This window comes from Shewanella electrodiphila (genome assembly GCF_023283985.1).
Lineage (GTDB): Bacteria > Pseudomonadota > Gammaproteobacteria > Enterobacterales > Shewanellaceae > Shewanella > Shewanella electrodiphila.
The window spans coordinates 275,841-294,292 of record NZ_JAKIKU010000004.1 but is presented as its reverse complement, the minus strand read 5'-3'; the positions used below and the strand labels follow the sequence as shown (position 1 = coordinate 294,292).

The 18,452-nt window shown below is 41.5% G+C and carries 19 protein-coding genes and 3 pseudogenes; 10 read left to right on the top strand and 12 right to left on the bottom strand.

What is annotated here, in order from left to right:
* Positions 1-54: 54 nt before the first annotated feature.
* The 3 genes from L2737_RS09450 to L2737_RS09440 form a co-directional block, all read right to left on the bottom strand.
* Positions 55-306 (bottom strand): hypothetical protein, encoded by a 252-nt coding sequence (locus L2737_RS09450; RefSeq protein ID WP_248955561.1) that lies wholly within the window; start codon positions 304-306, stop codon positions 55-57.
* A 120-nt stretch (positions 307-426) separates the two neighbouring features.
* Positions 427-846: a hypothetical protein gene (locus L2737_RS09445; protein ID WP_248955560.1), complete on the bottom strand. Its 420-nt coding sequence runs from the start codon at positions 844-846 to the stop codon at positions 427-429.
* Between the two features lie 956 nt (positions 847-1,802).
* Positions 1,803-2,528, bottom strand: coding sequence for a Rossmann-fold NAD(P)-binding domain-containing protein (locus L2737_RS09440; RefSeq protein ID WP_248955559.1), 726 nt, complete (start codon positions 2,526-2,528; stop codon positions 1,803-1,805).
* A 148-nt stretch (positions 2,529-2,676) separates the two neighbouring features.
* Here L2737_RS09440 and L2737_RS09435 point away from each other — a divergent pair, with 148 nt between their 5' ends.
* The 5 genes from L2737_RS09435 (at position 2,677) to L2737_RS09415 (ending at position 5,859) form a co-directional block, all read left to right on the top strand.
* Positions 2,677-3,051, top strand: coding sequence for a PH domain-containing protein (locus tag L2737_RS09435; RefSeq protein WP_229371473.1), 375 nt, complete (start codon positions 2,677-2,679; stop codon positions 3,049-3,051).
* A 149-nt stretch (positions 3,052-3,200) separates the two neighbouring features.
* Positions 3,201-3,371, top strand: a complete 171-nt coding sequence (locus tag L2737_RS09430; protein ID WP_102528187.1) for a YbaM family protein — start codon at positions 3,201-3,203, stop codon at positions 3,369-3,371.
* A 39-nt stretch (positions 3,372-3,410) separates the two neighbouring features.
* Positions 3,411-4,082 (top strand): nitroreductase family protein, encoded by a 672-nt coding sequence (locus L2737_RS09425; protein WP_102528188.1) that lies wholly within the window; start codon positions 3,411-3,413, stop codon positions 4,080-4,082.
* A gap of 48 nt (positions 4,083-4,130) precedes the next feature.
* Positions 4,131-4,433: a DUF1330 domain-containing protein gene (locus L2737_RS09420; protein WP_248955558.1), complete on the top strand. Its 303-nt coding sequence runs from the start codon at positions 4,131-4,133 to the stop codon at positions 4,431-4,433.
* A gap of 364 nt (positions 4,434-4,797) precedes the next feature.
* Positions 4,798-5,859, top strand: coding sequence for a DnaJ domain-containing protein (locus L2737_RS09415; RefSeq protein ID WP_248955557.1), 1,062 nt, complete (start codon positions 4,798-4,800; stop codon positions 5,857-5,859).
* Between the two features lie 110 nt (positions 5,860-5,969).
* Here the strand turns inward: L2737_RS09415 and L2737_RS09410 are convergent, their stop codons facing one another.
* Complete coding sequence (locus L2737_RS09410; RefSeq protein ID WP_102528190.1) at positions 5,970-6,185, bottom strand: TIGR02450 family Trp-rich protein; 216 nt, start codon at positions 6,183-6,185, stop codon at positions 5,970-5,972.
* 549 nt (positions 6,186-6,734) lie between these two features.
* Here L2737_RS09410 and L2737_RS09405 point away from each other — a divergent pair.
* On the top strand, positions 6,735-7,094 hold the full coding sequence (locus L2737_RS09405; protein WP_248955556.1) for an antibiotic biosynthesis monooxygenase family protein: 360 nt from the start codon (positions 6,735-6,737) through the stop codon (positions 7,092-7,094).
* Positions 7,095-7,341: 247 nt separating this feature from the next.
* On the opposite strand, the gene L2737_RS09400 is transcribed toward L2737_RS09405, so the two are convergent.
* Positions 7,342-7,752, bottom strand: coding sequence for a hypothetical protein (locus L2737_RS09400; protein WP_248955555.1), 411 nt, complete (start codon positions 7,750-7,752; stop codon positions 7,342-7,344).
* Positions 7,753-7,934: 182 nt separating this feature from the next.
* Here L2737_RS09400 and L2737_RS09395 point away from each other — a divergent pair.
* A pseudogene (locus L2737_RS09395) lies at positions 7,935-8,099 on the top strand (IS110 family transposase); the annotation flags it as partial.
* A gap of 406 nt (positions 8,100-8,505) precedes the next feature.
* Here L2737_RS09395 and L2737_RS09390 read toward each other — a convergent pair.
* The 4 genes from L2737_RS09390 to L2737_RS09375 all read right to left on the bottom strand — a co-directional run bounded on the left by L2737_RS09390 (position 8,506) and on the right by L2737_RS09375 (position 12,693).
* The gene (locus L2737_RS09390) at positions 8,506-9,177 is read right to left on the bottom strand and encodes a GntR family transcriptional regulator (protein ID WP_248955554.1); all 672 of its coding nucleotides are present in this window, start codon (positions 9,175-9,177) and stop codon (positions 8,506-8,508) included.
* 113 nt (positions 9,178-9,290) lie between these two features.
* Positions 9,291-10,868, bottom strand: a complete 1,578-nt coding sequence (locus L2737_RS09385; protein ID WP_248955553.1) for an aldehyde dehydrogenase (NADP(+)) — start codon at positions 10,866-10,868, stop codon at positions 9,291-9,293.
* Positions 10,869-10,927: 59 nt separating this feature from the next.
* Positions 10,928-11,929: a 4-hydroxyproline epimerase gene (locus L2737_RS09380; RefSeq protein ID WP_248955552.1), complete on the bottom strand. Its 1,002-nt coding sequence runs from the start codon at positions 11,927-11,929 to the stop codon at positions 10,928-10,930.
* A gap of 179 nt (positions 11,930-12,108) precedes the next feature.
* Positions 12,109-12,693 carry a dihydrodipicolinate synthase family protein gene (locus L2737_RS09375; protein WP_248955551.1) on the bottom strand — a complete coding sequence of 195 codons (585 nt, stop codon included), beginning with the start codon at positions 12,691-12,693 and terminating at the stop codon, positions 12,109-12,111.
* A 364-nt stretch (positions 12,694-13,057) separates the two neighbouring features.
* On the opposite strand from L2737_RS09375, the gene L2737_RS09370 reads away from it, so the two are divergent.
* Together L2737_RS09370 and L2737_RS09365 are read left to right on the top strand one after the other, a co-directional pair.
* Positions 13,058-13,450: a proline racemase family protein gene (locus tag L2737_RS09370; protein ID WP_248955550.1), complete on the top strand. Its 393-nt coding sequence runs from the start codon at positions 13,058-13,060 to the stop codon at positions 13,448-13,450.
* 507 nt (positions 13,451-13,957) lie between these two features.
* On the top strand, positions 13,958-15,262 hold the full coding sequence (locus L2737_RS09365; protein WP_248955549.1) for an NAD(P)/FAD-dependent oxidoreductase: 1,305 nt from the start codon (positions 13,958-13,960) through the stop codon (positions 15,260-15,262).
* 65 nt (positions 15,263-15,327) lie between these two features.
* On the opposite strand, the pseudogene L2737_RS09360 reads toward L2737_RS09365, so the two are convergent.
* The 3 genes and pseudogenes from L2737_RS09360 to L2737_RS09350 form a co-directional block, all read right to left on the bottom strand.
* Positions 15,328-16,171: pseudogene (locus L2737_RS09360) on the bottom strand (IS256 family transposase); the annotation flags it as partial.
* A gap of 5 nt (positions 16,172-16,176) precedes the next feature.
* Positions 16,177-16,373 (bottom strand): annotated as a pseudogene (locus L2737_RS09355) (transposase); the annotation flags it as partial.
* 145 nt (positions 16,374-16,518) lie between these two features.
* Complete coding sequence (locus tag L2737_RS09350) at positions 16,519-17,487, bottom strand: dihydrodipicolinate synthase family protein (RefSeq protein ID WP_248955548.1); 969 nt, start codon at positions 17,485-17,487, stop codon at positions 16,519-16,521.
* A gap of 566 nt (positions 17,488-18,053) precedes the next feature.
* Here L2737_RS09350 and L2737_RS09345 point away from each other — a divergent pair.
* On the top strand, positions 18,054-18,392 hold the full coding sequence (locus L2737_RS09345) for a DUF3703 domain-containing protein (protein ID WP_248955547.1): 339 nt from the start codon (positions 18,054-18,056) through the stop codon (positions 18,390-18,392).
* The last annotated feature ends 60 nt before the right edge of the window (positions 18,393-18,452 follow it).

Here is an 18,452-nt window from a genome sequence, read left to right as displayed (position 1 = left end):
TACACTCCTTAGCTAAAGCTTTGCCTATTCGCCTATTTGGTTGTTATTTTCCATTTACTCACCAGCTTCTGGGCCACTATCTTGAGGACCAGAACCAAACTCTTTATGTTGTTTAGCCTCTTGTTCTAATGAACGATTGAATAACCATAATCCGATTGCCGCTAAAAACGGAATTAGCCACACGATTAATATTTGCGCTTTTTTTTGGAATTTATTGAGACCTTCAACTTTGGATATATAAATAGAAACCGCAATATTTATCACTAATGCAGCAATAAGAATATAATGCCAAACTTCAAATTGCATAGGTGCCTCCATGGCATATAAAGCCCAAATGAGGGGGCTGATTAACAAGTTGGCTAAAATGTGAAGCGAAGCGGAACCGAGCCAACTGTTAGCAGTCCCGCTTAATTTTCTTGTTATGTATTACCAAACTCTGACTTTTGTTTCTATGTAAATAGAGTGCTCATCAAGTTCACCTGTTGGTAAAATAGTGATTGATTCTGATTCCATTAACTTATCGACAGCAACGCATTCATTAAGCCAAAAATCTTCTTGATCAATCATATATTCGGGTTGCCCAACACCTTGAGAGCCACCAGAATTATTGAAGTCTTCATCAAGTGGTTCTATAGAAATAATATCGATAAGTTCACCATCTTCGACCATAGGGCCAACATGTTGAATTCTACCATTTGATAAATCAAATTCTGAGCTATCCCACCACTCTGTAGAACCAATTAGAGGATTAGTTTTGAAGTAGTCTGGAAAGTTATTTTCGATATCGCTATTTATTTCGTCAGCCCATTCACTGGACTCATTTCTCAAATCAAAGATTATTGACACAAAACCTCCTTGTAATACATAACAGCTTATTAAACGGCTCGTCTGATAAAGGTGGCGGCTTAAGTTATTGATTAATATCATCCTACAATTTTTATATGATTGATATAAATACTAATTTAATTTTTACATCTTATAATTAAACGGGCTTTCCCGATAAAGGTGGCTACAAATTAATGCTTTTTTTAAATTGATAATTATCAGAGTATTAGAGTTCGCTACCTTGTTTTTGTCATACAACTTTAGTTTGTATACCTAAGGTTGTCGTTCATTTTTAGCAATGCTTGGTAGCTAACAAAGTCGTGGCGCTTCGCCCACACCAGACGAAAGGGAAACAACAGCATTTCCCTTCTCGCTGATTCATATATAAAAAGCCTTGCCGCTCCGACGAAGTGTTGTCCTCACGCTAAATGAGCGAATTTTCTAACGCCTCAGATTCGCCATCCTTGGCTCAATCTGAGGCTATGTCGGCGTCCTGCCTCCATCACGTAAATTAGCTCAACGCATTCGGACACTTCCAACGGAGATCATTGTGCCCGCAGGTTCGTTTATTTAGTCTGTGCGATAAATTGAATACATAGGTTTTTAGGTGCTTTTGATCTTCTTTGAATGTTCAATTTGAATTGAGGCAAGTAAGAAAATCGCGTGAGTCCAGACATGGATGTCTGGCTAGCTTTCGAGGGGAAGGGACGCCACATCGTAAGCGTTAGTGATTTTTGTAGCTTGCCGAAGCGGGCTCAAAATGAAGTTTAAAGCTGGATCATTCTCCGTTGGAAATTTTGCTGTTTAAATTTCGCCGGAGCTGCGGGGCCTAATTCTTTAATAAAGAGTATAGAGGGAGTCGCAGTTCACCCCCTTTTAGTCTGGTGTGGGCGAAGCGCCACGACGTTGATTTAGACGTTTATTTAGACCTTGATTTAGATATTTTTAAAAATTTGAAACAAAATTTGAAACAAACCTCAGTTAACCAATCGATGCATCTGTTTATTATCAATAATCCTAACCATTACATTATCAAGCTTACTGTCGTTATCTAAATCAGCATCAGTTACTAACTCATAGTCTTGTATTGCAACAGCCAGCATATTGTCAGCCACAAGCTTGCCGGTAATGGGTTTGTACTTGGCTAAAGGGCCGATAAATATCCCTGAGGCAATAGCAAAAAACTTCTGGCCTATATCTTCTAAGGTTCGCTGACTGGCTCGCTCTCCTAATAACAAGCTTGGCTGAAATATGTAGAGTTTGGATAAGGGGAGGAGGCTTAACTCCTTCTGCACTTGGCCTTTTACTCGATTGTAAAACACCGTCGAATTCTCATTGGCATCTAGGGCAGTGACCACAAATAATTTCACCCCAGTCTGGCTTTGATACTCAATCGCAAGCTTGGCAAAGTCGATGACGGCGGTGTGGTCAACCTTGATAAAATTTTCCTGACTACCTGCTTGTTTAATGGTGGTGCCAAGACAGCAAAAAGAGTGGTCAATACTGACAGGTAAGTTTAACTCGGTAAGCTGCTGTAACTGAGTTTCGACAAAGATAAGCTTTTCAATTCCTGCTGTTTCTGCCGCAAGTTCAGGCGCTCTTCTCCCTATGGCCAACACGGTTTGATAGCGAGCATCTGCCAATAAATTTAACAATAAGTAATGGCCGATTAAGCCGGTTGCGCCAATGATAGCAGCATTCATAATTAGCCTTGGTGATCTGGTTTACAGTGTCGTTAGAATACTTTAACAGCTTTTTGCTTGTTAATTGGGTGTAGATGCCGCACTATTTTATCCACTTTTTTATTCATTTAATATCTTAAGAATAAAGGTCATAACCAAGGAGAATGTGATGGGACTTTTTGATGCGATTTTAGGTAATTCCTCTGAAATGGATTTAGGTGAGTTACAGCAAGAGCTGTCACCAATTCTAGCCGACAATGAATCAGTACAAATGGGTTATAAACTGATCCGCGATATGTTTGTCTTTACTGATAAGCGTTTAATCTTGATTGATAAGCAGGGTATGACAGGAAAAAAGGTGAGTTATCATTCAATTGCTTATAAATCGATGACCCATTTTATTGTTGAAACTGCAGGTACCTTCGATATGGATGCTGAGCTTAAAATATTCATCTCAGGGACAGAGCAACCTATCGTTAAAGAGTTAAAGAAAGGCACTGATGTGATTGGTATTCAAAAAGCGATTGCTAACTTTTCACTATAACTTATGAATTAGTTTATGCATTAACTTATGCATTAACTTATGCAGTAACTCATGCTGTAATTCTTGCTTTAACTAACGGCTGTTTTCATTAACCGTCGTTTGGTTAAATCGACTGTTTTAGCCGCTACTTGTATTGGAAAGCACCATAGATGACAACAGAAAATCAGCCACAATCACCATTGAATGATGCACCAAAATCGGTGCAACTTGCGGTCGATTTAATTCAATTACTTGAAGAGAATAATATTGATACGCAAACCGCGATCGAAGCGCTACAAATCACATTAAATGACTTTAAAAGAAAGCAGCAGAGCGAGTAGTGAAGCTCCAAGCACGAACTAAAATAATAAGGACTAGATATGACCGAAGCTCACCTGCCATTAACTGACTTTATCGAATATTCTCAAGCTGAGATGCTAGAACGTGCCAAGCAAAATTATCAGGATGTCAAAAGACGTCATTCTATTCGTAAGTTTTCAGAGCGTGCTGTACCGCAAGAAATTATCGAGCAATGTATTTTGGCCGCTGGCACTGCGCCCAATGGGGCGAATCATCAGCCTTGGCATTTTGTGGCGATAAGCGATGCTGATGTAAAAGCTCAAATCCGTGAGCAAGCAGAAGCCATTGAACAAGCTTTTTATGCGGGGCGTGGTGGTGAAGAATGGTTAGATAATTTAAAACCATTGGGCACCAATGCTGAAAAACCTTACCTTGAAAAAGCCCCTTGGTTGATTGCTGTTTTTACTAAAAAGCGCAGCGAAGATAATGGTGAGCAAAAGCAGAATTATTATGTTCATGAGTCAGTGGGAATTGCGACAGGTTTTTTACTGCAAGCGCTGCATAACGCAGGCCTAGGTACACTTACCCATACACCTAAACCTATGTCTTTTTTAAGCAAGGTTTGTGGCCGTGATAGTGATAACGAACGCCCATACATGCTGATTATTGCGGGTTACCCTGATGAGGCCGCCACAGTGCCTGAACATGCATTACAGAAGAAATCGTTAGCAGAAATCAGTGATTTTATTTAACTGGCAGCGTTAGTGTTAACACACTGAAGATTAGCAAGTGAGGTAGCAATGGGCTTTCAACGAATAATGGCTTTGCATGTTCATGATGAACTTGAATATCAAGCTTATCGCGATGCCATGCTGCCCATTTTGCACTTTTACGGTAGTGACTTTGGTTATGATTTTGCAGTATCTGAAGTACTAAAGTCTAAAACCAATTCGCAGATTAATCGAGTGTTCACCATTGATTTTCCTTCAGAAGAGGTGATGAATGCGTTTTTTAGTGATGAGTCCTATTTGTCTGTAAAACAACGCCACTTTAATGCTTCTGTGACAAGTTCGACGGTTATTGGTTTACATGAAACTGATTAATAACAATTGAGCGCCAAGAGCTTGTTGTAAAAAGCTTCTTATAAAAGCTTCATCTTATAAAACGCAGGCAGAAGGTTATCGTTTTAATCAGTGGCTGTATTTTCTTACCTATCTTATGCCCTCAATAATCATTTGCCTCATTATTAACTTTCATTAATGTACTGTTTTAAAAACCTAATTTAAGGTCTAGTTAAGGCTTTTTATGGCTGTTTGTTGCTATAGTCCACATATGGAATAACGGCTATTCCATATGTAATGTTTATTTGAATTATGATGTTGTCTGAGCGACTTATCTTGCTTCAAAAGGTCGTTGTTGTAATCAATTTTAAAAAGCATTAGCTGTATGAGGAAGGGCCAAGCATTAATGGAAAATTTATATCATAGCTTAGGGATTACTCAAGATGCTGATCATGATGCGATAACTGATGCGTATGAAAGCTTGTATCTTTTTTATCACTCAGCTGAGTATCAAAGTAAATTCGCAGATATTGATATAAAACTTGCCAATATTGCCGTTTCTTATGAGATTTTAAAATGTGCTACAAAGCGTAAATCCTATGACGACATGTGGCAACTTTATCTGGCTGAGAAATCTTTAGCGGCCTTAGTCGATATTCCTGATATGAGTTATGAGTTTGAAGTAGATTCAGTGGTGATGGAACACTGGAGGGAAGTGGCAAACAAATATCCTCAGTTGAATGAGTTATACGAGAGTTTAGCTTGTCTATCGACCGTTCTGGCATATTCTTTCAAAGCGTACATTTTAGATAGTCAGCGCTATGAAGAAAGTGAACGTTTAGCCTACATTATGTGTGCCCAATACATACAAAAATTTTTTGGTGAAGACCAAAATATTAAACCGTTAGCAGAAGGGTTATTAGCAGCGACTTCGCCATCGGATTCAGTGACTACTGATGAGTTGTTTGATGCACAAGGCATCGAAGTTAATTTTCAAACGGTTGCGAATACGGAAACTGAAATTATTCTTTTATCTGAGCCTGTAACTCAAATGTCAGCCCAATCAAAAGCTGAGTTGAAAAAGCTAGCCAGAACCAAAGCTAAAAAGAAGCTTAAAGCGAGAATAATGGCCAAATCTAAAGGTATGACTAAGCCAATATCTACAGCCGAGCATTTAGCTAAAAAACAAACTCAAGCCCAAACTCAAGTGCTATCCATTATTACACCTAAAATATCTGCGCCTTTTGAGGCTAATCAGCCACAGTTAACTGAAAAAAGCGATCCTAAAAATGAGCAAGAATTAGGGATGAGCGCGAATAAAAATAGCCATTTTGATACGACACAAAGCCATATGGAACGCTTGCTTGCAAGTGAATCTCGTCAGCTTCGTCATTCCACTAAAAAGGCGACAGCAAAAGGGAGTTTGATTTTGTTTGGTTTGTTCCTAGTCTCAAGCCTTGCTGCCTAAAACCTCAAGCCTTGTGGCCTAAAACATCAAGTATTACGGCCTAAAACCTCTAGCATTTTCGACTGATATATCAAGATTTCTGCCGGAAATACCCAGGCGTTAGCAATGCCTTATTTCCAACCTTGACGCCAAAGCTGAGTGTCTTTTAGGTTACGCCAATTAATAGTAAATTCTTCAGCATTCATTTCTGCACGAATAATACATTCTAGTACGTTTTCATCTTCATCATAAGCCACTTTTATCACTGAAAAGTGCTTCAATTTATTGGTGACATGCACTTTAGTCCACTTACTGTGTAACAGCTTTTTAGGGTGCAGTGGGTTCATTGATTTTATCCTACTTTGGTTACCTATAACGAGTCTATTTCCTACTTAAGTGATTACGGTGAAGTTCGATAAAAGGTTCAATTCAGGGTTCTAAGTACACTTCTGTGGTGTGAACTATTTAGAACAAATCAAAGTTGTGGTGCTTCGTAGACAACATTGCTAATAGCAGTCCAAGATGGGTGACCCATCTTGGACTCTCTATAAATTATAGCCCCAGCAGCTCTCAGCAAAACGTCTGAAAAGCGACATATTTCCAACGGGGGAACATTATGCTTTGAAGCTAATTAGTAATTTTTTAAGTTGACTCTCGAAAAATTAATTATGAGTGTCATCGTTAAATACTCATCGTTAATTACTTCAACTGTTAACGAAGACCCCCACGGTATATTTAACGTAAAATGGCTGTGACAGTTACTTTCCTAAAGTACAATTTTTGTTGTGTAAACAGCATTATGGGCGCCATAGCTATTATTTAGTTGTCCGGACCACTGGACCACGATTATGAGTAAGTAAAAATGTAGCTGAATGATAATTGAGTACTTGAACTAATTGGAGACACTGAATGATTGCTGTTATTTTCGAGGTACAAATTGCAAAAGGCAGAGCGCTAAGTACTTAGGCATAGCCTCTGAGCTTAAGCCTCTTTTAGTTGATATAGATGGTTTCATTTCAATTGAAAGATTTCAAAGTCTCACTAATGAAGATAAGATTTTATCACTATCATTTTGGCGAGATGAGGAGTCAATACAAGATTGGCGTAATATAGAATCTCATCTACTGGCACAGTCTAAAGGCATTAATAGTGTATTTGAAAATTACAGATTGAGAGTTGCTGGAGTTATTAGAGATTATGGTTCAGAACAGCGAGAAGACGCTCCTCAAGGTAGTTTGTCTGTTCATGATTGTTAAAGTTTATCCTAAATAGGTAGACCACGCGAAACCCCGTTCTAACCCAAGTGTGCTAATTGGCATAAATTAAGAGCCAGAACACTTGGGATGTTACTCTTTATTATGTCAATAACAGAGCGTGAACCACCCGGTTTGAAGTGACAGTTATCGGGCTACTTTTCTGTAGCCAACACTCCCCCTTGGTGCAATTGCTAGTCATTTTAATCAGTACCTTTTAATCTCTTAAGTTAATTCTCCACAGGTTTTGCTAAGTGATTAAATGATAGTGTGTGGAATATAAATTATGGGTGTCACAGTTAATTTCTTCAGGGTTATTAGGACCAAGCCAGTATTCTTGATGAATAAGTCCAATAGTTCGAGTGGTTAAGCTGTCTAATAGTAGGGTTGGATGAACCCACCAACCACGTGATTTGTCAGTCGTTCTCCCCAGTTTGCCAAGGTCTTCTGCTACTTGATGTTTGTAACTCAACGCAGTGCTATCATCGAGGGCTAATATCTCTTCATAGGGCTGAGTAAGCTCGGCAGTATGTTGAAAACCAGACGCTCTAATCACTTCTGGAGGTATTTTGTCGTTATGGATCAATCGATATGCTCTTTCAACTTTAGCTTCATTACCTCTGCATGATTCAGCGATAGACTTGCCGCTACAACGAGACATATCAGCAGCGACTTCGATGACAAGATCAGTGCGGTGGGAGTCACCAAATGAACCATTTTAAAAGTGACTGTATGACCATTGCTCTGGGTTGAAAATAGACATGATTAATCTGCAAGTTGATTGAGTCCCTTGATCTGATCATCGATTTGTAACAAAGTTCATTGTGGTAAACATTTGTGTAGAAGAGTCATGACTTGGACATGTGGATAACCCAGTTTAGGGATCGAAAAACCATGTGTTGTACTGTGGTGGCTACAGCCCATCGCTTAGCAAGGTTGATGTGGATATTGCTGCAAAAACAAACCCCGTATCAGCCTCAGTATGGTGCCTATCATGGTACATGTTAAAACCGTTGTCGCTATCTTGCACAGCTCGGTCTGGCCAAGGGCATTTAGCCCGAGTGGGTGATATGAGTGGCGAGATAGTACATTAATAACTCATCAGGGTTGTTGTAAACGATGAAGTAATGGCTCAATCCAACCAATGTAAGCCAGAAAGGCCAAGGATAAAATTAATCCAAATGGGTGTTTCACAATTAAACGGTGCAGTGGTACGGAATTCATTAGGGGCGCAGTTAAACTGTTAAGCCGTATATATGGCAGTACAACCGCTTTAAGCTGTAAATGAGTGAAATCAATAACAACAGCAAGTGTGAATGGTTTAGCAGAAAATCAAGGTTAAAAGCCTTCGGTAGGCAGCCTATTGTCTAGACTCGCCGGGAGTGTCCATATATGGCTATGCATTATTCGTGACTTATGTCACTTGTTGTGCGACAAGCTTGCGTATTGCATCTGCAGCATGCAAAATATGCGCGCGTAACAGTTCAATAGCTTTTTCGGTTTCTCTGTTTCTACAATAAGTAAGAAGATCCCTATGATCCTGTTCTGCGCGGGGAATACCACGAGCCAGAAGAAGCTGCAAACGAATATAACGATCGCAGTTCGTATTTAGGCCATGGACTACATCTAACGTATGTGGGCGTCCGGCAGCACTGTATAAACAAGTATGGAACTGCGTGTTAAGCTCGCTCCATGTGCTGACCGCATCTTCGTGTTTGAATGCAGACTCTAATTCGTCGAGTACTTTTTCAGCTTGAAGAAAGTGCTCTTCTTGCAAATTTGGAATAGCTTTAGCGAGCATATCAGTTTCGATTAGGGCTCTAAGCTCAAATATTTCAGTGACTTGATTAACTGATAGCTCAGTGGCTGTCGCACCTTTATGAGCTTCAAATTTTACTAGGCCTTCGGCTTCAAGTTGCAATAACGCCTCACGTACTGGGATCCGGCTAACGTTTAATTCATCAGCTAATGCACTTTGACGAAGGGGCTCACCGGCAGCGATATCACCAGAAAGGATTTTTTCTCTAAGCACCTCAACAACTACTTGAGTACGCGTTTTATGGATAATTGGTGTAAATCGGCTCATAGTTTCAGTTTGGATTTTTTTGTTATTCTATTATCCATCCAAGGCTACCGTTAAAGCAGGTTAAAATAAAGGGAAACTCTGTTTCCCTTTATTTAATTTCTTCACGCTAGTCATTAAAAGTTGATGATTTTTACGGAATCATTTTTTAAATCATTAGGGAGTAAAGATTCAGGCATGTTCTGATAACAAATTGGACGCTCAAAGCGCTTCATTGCTTGGCTGCCTACTGAAGTTGTACGGCTGTCAGTACTGGCTGGGTAAGGCCCACCGTGGTTCATAGAGTGACACACCTCAACTCCGGTAGGCATCTGATTGAAAATAATACGCCCAACATTAAAGGCAACGGCTTCAATGAGTTGTTGGCTTTGTGCAAGTTCTGCTTCGTGGCCATGAATCGTCGCGGTGAGTTGACCTTCTAGTTCTGTGGCAATCGTTAGCATTTCAGCTGCATCGCTACATTCAACAATGACAGCGCAAGGTCCAAAGATCTCTTGCTGTAGTTGCGTTGATGAAAGAAAGGCTTGTGCGCTCACTCGCGCAGCTGTTGGGCAGGTGAGGTGACTGGCCTCTGCAGATTGTCCTTGGGCAATAAGCTCAACGTTGTCACTTTTTAATAAAGCATCAACTTGTGACTGATAGCTTGAAGCAATGCCTGGTGTCAGCATGGCCGATGCTGGCAAAGCGGCAATGGTCTCAGCCATCGTGGCAATATAGCGGTTTAATGCTGCACCTTTGATAGCAATAACAACGCCTGGACTGGTACAGAATTGACCATGACCCATGATCATTGATTGAACTTGTGTCTCAGCCAGTTTTTCAGCGTTACTCGCTAGAATATCACTGAGTATGAACTGAGGGTTAGTTGAGCCTAACTCGCCATAAAAAGGGATTGGCACCGGCCTAGCTGCACATAAGTCCGCTAGAATTCGACCGACTTTTAATGAACCAGTAAAACCAACGGCTTTAATACCGCTGTGACTCACTAACATGGTGGACACGTTTGGTGTCGCACCTTGGACTAAACTGAATACGCCAGCGGGCATATCACAACGAATAATGGCTTTTTCTATAGCACGAGAGACGAGTTCACTGGTCGCTGGGTGCGCTGGATGCCCTTTAACAATGACAGGACAGCCCGCGGCGAGGGCTGATGCGGTGTCGCCACCTGCGGTTGAAAAGGCTAATGGGAAATTGGACGCACCAAACACGGCAACAGGTCCGATAGGCAATACGCTTAAACGGGTATCCGCTTTTGGTAATGGTGCACGCTCAGGATTAGCAACATCGACAAATTTCGGATCGAGAGGCTCACGCAATGTCGCAGCAAATAATCGTAATTGATTACAAGTTCTGCCTGTTTCGCCTTGGACGCGTGCCATAGGCAGACCTGATTCAAGGTTCGCAGCTGTGGTTATGATCGCTATATCTATTTGCAACTCATCGGCAATAGCATCTAGAAAATCTGCACGTTGAACCGGGCTTTTCGCTCTGTATTGGCAAAAAGCTGACTGAGCAGCCTTGACGGCTTTATCTATCTCTTGCTGATTGGCATTGGCAAACTGCCAGTCAAGTGGGGTATTGGTGACTGGATTAAAGCTGTTAAATGCATTTGCATCACCAGTCCAACAGCCGTTGATAAAGTGCTGCCCAGTTATTGTTGAAGTCACATCGTTCGTCACTGAATTTGTCATATTGATCCCTGTTAAGTCTATGCCGACATCTGTATGGAATAGACATTTTTAGTTGTGTATTAACTCACTTGGAAACCGAAAGCGTATGGGTCACTGTCATCGATGGTTATGGCATTTTGACCGGTAATCCTGGCCCATCCTTGAATACTTGGCATGATGCCACGATGACTACCAACGAAGGTGGATGACTCAATACAGCCGATAAACTGGCTGCCTATAATGCTTTCGTGGGTATATTTGTCACCGACATTTAATTTCCCTTTAGCATAAAGTTGGGCTAAACGTGCGCTGGTCCCGGTTCCACAAGGAGACCTATCTATGGCTTTATCGCCATAAAAAACTGCATTAGCACCATTTGAGCCTTCAGTGATGGTACCGCCAGTCCAGAGGACATGGGACACCCCAGATACCGTAGGATCGTCGGGGTGAATACAGGTTAATTGCTCATGAGCAATGTTGCGTATGATTGGGCTCCAGCGAAGAATGTCAGCCGCTGTCCACTCCCTTAAGCCGGGAAAGTTTGCTTGTGGTTCAACGATGACATAATAGTTGCCGCCATAAGAGACATCGACTTTGAGTGGACCGAGTTCAGGTATATCCAAAATTACATCCTGATGTGCTAAATAAGCTGGGACGTTGTAAATCTTCACCCAATCAACTTTTTCACCTGTTTGTAGGTACTCGATATTGATCTGACCCGCAGGTACATCAATTGTGAGTTTCCCTGGGGATTTGGCGATCAGCAGACCAGATTCGATAGCTGCAGTGATGGCACCTATTGTGCCGTGGCCACACATAGGTAGGCAGCCGCTTGTCTCAATGAATAAGATAGACGCATCGGCATTATCACTACATGGCGGATACAAAAATGCCCCCGACATCATATCGTGGCCTCTAGGTTCGAACATTAATCCTTGGCGGATCCAATCATAGTCATTGAGAAAGTGTTGGCGTTTCTCACTCATGGTATGACCCTTCAGTTCCGGATGGCCACTTGTGACCAGACGAACCGGGTTACCGCAGGTATGTGCATCGATGCAAAAGTAAGTTCCTTTTAACATTTTTACTTGACTCCATTTCCTTTATCGTGGGAAAACCCATCATTATTATGCCATCGCGGAGGCTTAAATTAACAAACGTCAATGAAAACTACCGCGGTTAAGAGCAACGCTGAGACGGCTTAATCTAGGTTGTATTTGTTTAGGTTAATACGTGTATTCATTGCTTCTTGAATGAGCTTTTAAACATAAGCACGCTCATTACCAGTTAAGCTCATGCGTGGCAAACGGACATTTTCACTACCACGTCCGAAAAGTTGTTCTGCAAATTTAACGCACTGTACAAGTGTTTGAATTATATCTAAAAGTAACTGAGGTATGAACCAGTGATAAATCTTACGGGCTTGCTCAATACGGCGTGCACGAGCCAGTTTTAATAGGGTAATTGACTCACGTGGAAAGACGTTTTCTCGGCCAGAAATCCAACCTGTCGCTTTCAATAGCAGGTTTTCTAGGGCGATATCTTCAACACCTAACTGCTCAATATCTTTAGCATATTGAGATTCAAATTCTGCAGTATTTTCAGTAAAACCACTAAGTACAAGAATACGACCATTGACTGTTTCTACAGTGTGCTTGATAAATTTACGGTTTTCTTGAGGGCTAAGTGATGGGTTCTCACCCATTGTGACTAAGGCAATTATGCCATCAATACCATTTTTAATAAGATCTTCGCTCATGCGCGCATTAGATTCATCGTTAATTGAATCATCATCATTGAACTGAGTTGAGATAGCTGGGAAAACACCTTGGCAATTTACTTTCATGTCTAGGACCTAAATGCGCTTGTTATAATTTATAAAAAAATATCATTAACCAGAACAATGCGTATGCATTTGGCTTGTTTTGAAAATCTACAGTATATTGTATACAATGTTTCGGGAAATAAAACCCCTCTTTCAAATTTAATCGTCTACGTTATATGAGAATATAATATATTTTATGCAGGTAGTAATAAACGAGCCTGCCATGGGGTTGAGCGATCTTCCTGCTGAGATCTTAGAGAATTGATGCACACAGAAGGGAGGGCCATAAGGATTTTTTCCTCTGGTTATCCCTAAATAGAGGGGGGGGGGGACTATACTTGAGATAGGACAATATGTTACTCGACACATAGACAGTTATCGTAGTTTGTTGATGCATGAACCCCGTATACATGCTGGTATGCATGGGGCTTTACTGACATTTGTTTTCACAGAAGGTGCTGATTTTAAAGTGTTATTTATGCGCAGCGAAGGGGGTGTCAGCATGTGTGGTCTCGGCGTTCTCGCTTTGGTTAAAGTCACTGGTGAAGCGGGGGCGATAGCACTCGAGGCCGAGCCAAGAGTGATAAGAATTGATGCGCCAGCTGGACTCATCACCGCAACGGCTCGTCGAGACAGCCAAGGGAGAATTCATGCCAGTTTCTTAAACGTTGCTTCCAGGGTTGATTCGTTAGGCTGCAGCGTGATGGTCGAAGGCTTTGGTGAGGTTGAGTATGACATCGGTTTTGGTGGCGCTTATTATGCCTATGTTGATGCCTAGGCTATTTCCTGTGACCAAGAGAATGTGGCCCAGCTGATTGATATGGGGAGGCGTATCACGTTGGCGGTCATGGTATCCCACTCCTTAGTGTACCCAAGGGAAATAGATTTGAGTTTTCTCTATGGCACCATATTTACGTCTAATAAAGTCACAGATAAATTAGCGCACTCTCGTCTTGTATTTTTGCTGATGGAGAGGTGGATAGTTCGCCAACGGGCACAGGCGTTGCGGGCCGTATTGCACTATACATGCTAAAGACGCAGTGATGCTCAATGAAACCTTGATGATAGAAAATATTGTCGATGGAGAATGATGGTCAGTGTGACTTCAGAAAGTGAGTGTTGTGGTAAAAAAGCGGTGGTCCTTTAAAGTGTTAGGTCACTGATATATAACCGGTCGTCATCAGTTTATTGTCGGCCCTGATGATCCATGCCAACACGGGTTTATGCTTCGTTAGCGGGCAGTTTTCATTGGCATTTAACCACTGAATATTACTAGAGAGAGATTATGAGTCAGAGCACAATGAGCGCCACTAAAGGAACGGTGACAATTGTCGGCGCCGGTATCGTAGGCTTGGCAACGGGTATCGAGTTACAAAGAGCAGGGCACAAGGTTCAAATTATTGATAAAGAGGGGATTGGCGCAGGCGCTTCTAAAGGTAATGCAGGCCACTTTGCCACCGAGCAGGTGTTTCCCTTAGCCGATCCTGCGATGTTGCCCAAATTGCCAGGGATGTTAATCGACCCCTTAGGGCCATTTCGTATTCAACCTCGCTATTTTGTCAAAGCAGCTCCTTGGTTTATGCGATTTTTAGTCAATATGTTGCCAAGTAAAAGAGCCCATAACGCTCAAGCTATTAAACGACTCAATGAGCAATCTATTGAGGCGTTAATCGCGCTCACGGAGTTTTGTGGATGCTCTGAATTCGTGACGCTTAACGGCAGTTTACTGGTTTTTGAAGGCACGCCCATTGAGGTTGTGACTAACGAGTATGAACACTATTTGGGTGCAGGCGTTAAAGTGAGGATGCTTACGGGGAATGAAGTTAGGCAATTAGAGCCAAGTTTGAGTGATAATATCAGTCATGGATTATATTTTACTCACGTAGGCCATACCAAGGACCCATACCAACTTTGCCAAGCCATTGCGAATAAATTCATCGCACTCGGAGGGGAAATACTCACTGAAGAGCTGACGTCGATAGAAAACGAGTATTCCGACTGTAGTGGCAGCAGTATCAGCGGCGATAGTAAAGTCACTATGCGCTTACAAACCGGGGAAAAGCTTACTTCAGATAAATTGCTGATAGCGTCAGGCGCTTGGTCTAAACCGCTAGTGAAGCAGTTAGGCTATAGTGTGCCCCTTGAATCTGAGCGTGGATATCACTTGATGATGCCACAAATAAGTAGTTTAACTCGCCCAGTCGCGTCCTATAATCGCAAGTTTATTATTACCCCAATGTCTGAGGGAACTAGGCTTGCGGGTACCGTCGAATTCGGTGGGTTACAAGCACCTTTAGTTAACGCTCGAGCAGATTGCCTGTTTCCACATGGTAAGGCGCTACTGCCTGAGCTATTTGCTGGCGCTAACGTAGCTGATGGTGAGCGCTGGATGGGCTTTAGACCGTCACTACCTGATAGCTTACCGATATTGGGAGGCAGTCCAAATCATGCCAATGTATTCTTCTCTTTTGGTCATCAGCATTTGGGATTAACCTGGTCAGGCATAACAGCCAAGCTGGTGAGTCAAGCGATGTCAGGGCTGCCGACCGATATGGATATCAGTGATTATAGGATTGATCGATTTGGCTAGGTCTTGTTGAATTTCATGTCGAGTGTCAAGACTTTTCAGCAAAGGCTGGCCGTCTTCGAATGAAGACGGTTGACAGTGTTATAGTCTTTCCATGATACATATTTCAATGAATTTCTGACCATATGGACGATACAGAGTTGAATATGGGGATTAGGGTAAACGGCATTTATCGCGTCAGGAAAGCCTTTTAAACCATCAACACAGGCAATAAGAATATCTTCCACCCTGCGTTGCTGTAGCTGCGTTAACACGCCCAACCAAAACTTAGCCCCTTCATTTTCAGCTATCCAAAGCCCCATTTGTTCTTTATGGCCTTCCAGGTTAATCCCTAGGGCCAGAAAAATAGATTTAGTGATAACACGCTTATCCTGGCGAATTTTAATGACAATACAATCAAGGTAAACAATGGGCTAAATCGCATCCAGAGGACGGTTTTGCCACTCAACGACTTGCTCTATGACGGCATTCCTTACCCGAGAAACTAATGTGGGTGAAATCTCTACGCCACACCACTCATCAAAGGCTTGAACGATATTGCGAGTACTCATACCTTGGGTGTAGAATCATAATATTTTATCGTCTATTGAGGTGAATCTTGATTGGTGTTTCTTGACGAGTTGAGGCTCGAAGCTACCTTCTTCTCGGTCACGAGGTGTTTCAAGCACATACTGACCATCCTCGGTTTGTATACGCTTACTGGTCTTGCCGTTGCGACTATTGGCCGAAGTGGATTTTGGCTGAAGTGGATTTGCTGATGTTTATTGTAGCCGAGATGCTCATCCATTTCGGCATTAAGCGCAGCCTCAACGGTAATCTTTTTGAGCATCTGATTAAATGGGTTTAAGTCATCTGGTGTTTTTATGCTTTAGCGGCTTCTTTAGCGAAAGCTTCTATATCTTTAATATTCATGAGTATCTGCCTATCCTTGACTCTCTAGGATCTTCTAGAGCGATACCTTGGTGGGCTGACTCGTGCACTTGTAAAGCAGGCTTGTGCCAACCTGAAGCGACTGTGCTGCACCGGCGACACTGTAGCCTTGTTCAAGCACCATCAAGACGGCTTCATCTTTAAATACTTGCGGATAACACTTGTGTGATTTTTTCAGACTCATAGTAAACCTCTTAATTTATTAACAATACGGTCTCAAAATTAAGTGTACGGTGGAATTAGATTAGAACAACGCGAGATTTTACGCTGGGTTAGGGCGCAAAAACCCCGTAAAAACGGGGTTTGGTGTTATTTAATATTTGAAAGGATCAGTCTATTAAATCCAGAAGTTCTAGTCTTTCTTTTGCCAAAATATATCTTGCACGTACATCGTCAATTTGCTGTTGAGTTAATTTCTTACCAAGAGTACGAAGTCCACCATCAGCATCATTATGGTGAATACCGTAAGCAAACTTAAGGTATTCCATAAGTAGCGGCTGCGCATCAAGATATGATATGGAATTCATAGCCTGAGAAATTTTGTTTGCCTCAGCCCATTCGCCTTTATTAACATACTCCTGCATACTAACGCTAGCTTTTGGAAAGATACAACCTACACCTGTAATGCCACCGCATGCTCCAGCAAGCCCTGCATGTACTGTTACAGTGTCAACACCTGCCAAGATTTTTAGATCTTTGTCTTCTAACGTCAGCGTTTCAATAGTTGAAACATCAGTTGTCGATATTTTAAGAGCTGTTACTTCAGGTAGCGCTGCAAGTCTTCTAAGAAGATCGGTTGAAAGTGCATGATACCCGGCTGCATCAGGGTTGTTATAAGGCATAATGGTTATGCCTGCCTCTTTTGCAGCTATTGCAGAAAGCTCATAGTACGCATACATTTCTTCATCAGAAGGGACTTCCTGAGTTTTTGGTGGCATCACCATTACTGTATCCACTCCAACCGCCGCTAGCTCTTTAACGATTGTGGCAAGCTCTTCTTTAGTTTCTGCCGCCGCTCCACTGATCAATGGGACATTGTAATCTTTAGCAACATCAGAAAGGGCTTCAAGTAAAGAAAGACGCTGTTCAGAGCTTAGGTAGCTATTCTCACCTAGAGTACCTGAGCCGACAAGTCCCCCCATTCTGCTTCCGCCCTTTCCTTGAACTTTTAAAATAGCTGCAGCGTATTTTTGTGTTGCAGCAAGGTCAAGTTCAAGGGCACCGGATTCTGATTCTTTTAGCCATGTAAACACGGCCGGCATAACCGTATATCGCCAATCTGTACTATTTGTTTCCATCATATTACCCTTTGTTTAAAAATCATGTTGCATAACTAATATTGTATAAAATATATTATATTAACTATATCAGGTAAATTACCTTAGGCAAAGATGGTGGGTTATTGGCTTACGACCTCAAAGGGCTAATGTTAACGCTGGCGCAAAAATTAAAATTGAGTTAACACCGTCGATTGAACAAGTCATTTCATCGGTTTTCATGCTGATATCCGTGTATTACTCTACTTCAAACGACACAATACCCATCGCCTTTCAAGATACAAAGTCGAAGGTTTGAAAGTTGTCATTGATCCTACTATCCAAAGCACTTCCTACATTTGGCAGTGTCTCATTGAAAAAGTATCAATGAAAAGCATGGCCACCCATTCCAACTAATTATTTTATCAAGCAACCTCGGTTTTTTAAAACGAGCTAAGTATTTATCAACTTATATCAGTTGGTTAGTGAATGAATATAATGGATGGTATGTGAATATTGACCAATAAAAACTATGTTATGTTTACAGCTGCAGTATAAAAAACATTTTATAATTTCATTATTTTAATCAGAATTGGATGAGTGAAGTCATGCAGAAAAAATTAAAAGAGGCTTACCACTTAGAAATGGATGAAGCCATTCGTTTTTATGAATTAAGTCAGCTTGATTGCGCTTTTCATCATTTAGAACGGGCCCATATTCTTGCTCAGCGCTATATCATACCTCATACAAGATGCCACTGGTGGATGCTTAAAGTAGGCGTCAAGAAGCGCAGTCTTAGGGAGGTCTTTGGGCAGTTAACCAGAATAATCGCTTCGGTATTGTTTTCCAGAATTTGGGTTCCTGTAGGGAATACAGGCGGTGCCAATGTTAATCCATTGAAAATAATGCCTATTCCAGAAGATTTAAAGAAAATTTTGAGTAAATAAAATATAACCAAGTAAAAAGGCAAGTTCAGGCAGCGCTGTTGCTAGTTAACAATGCCTTAG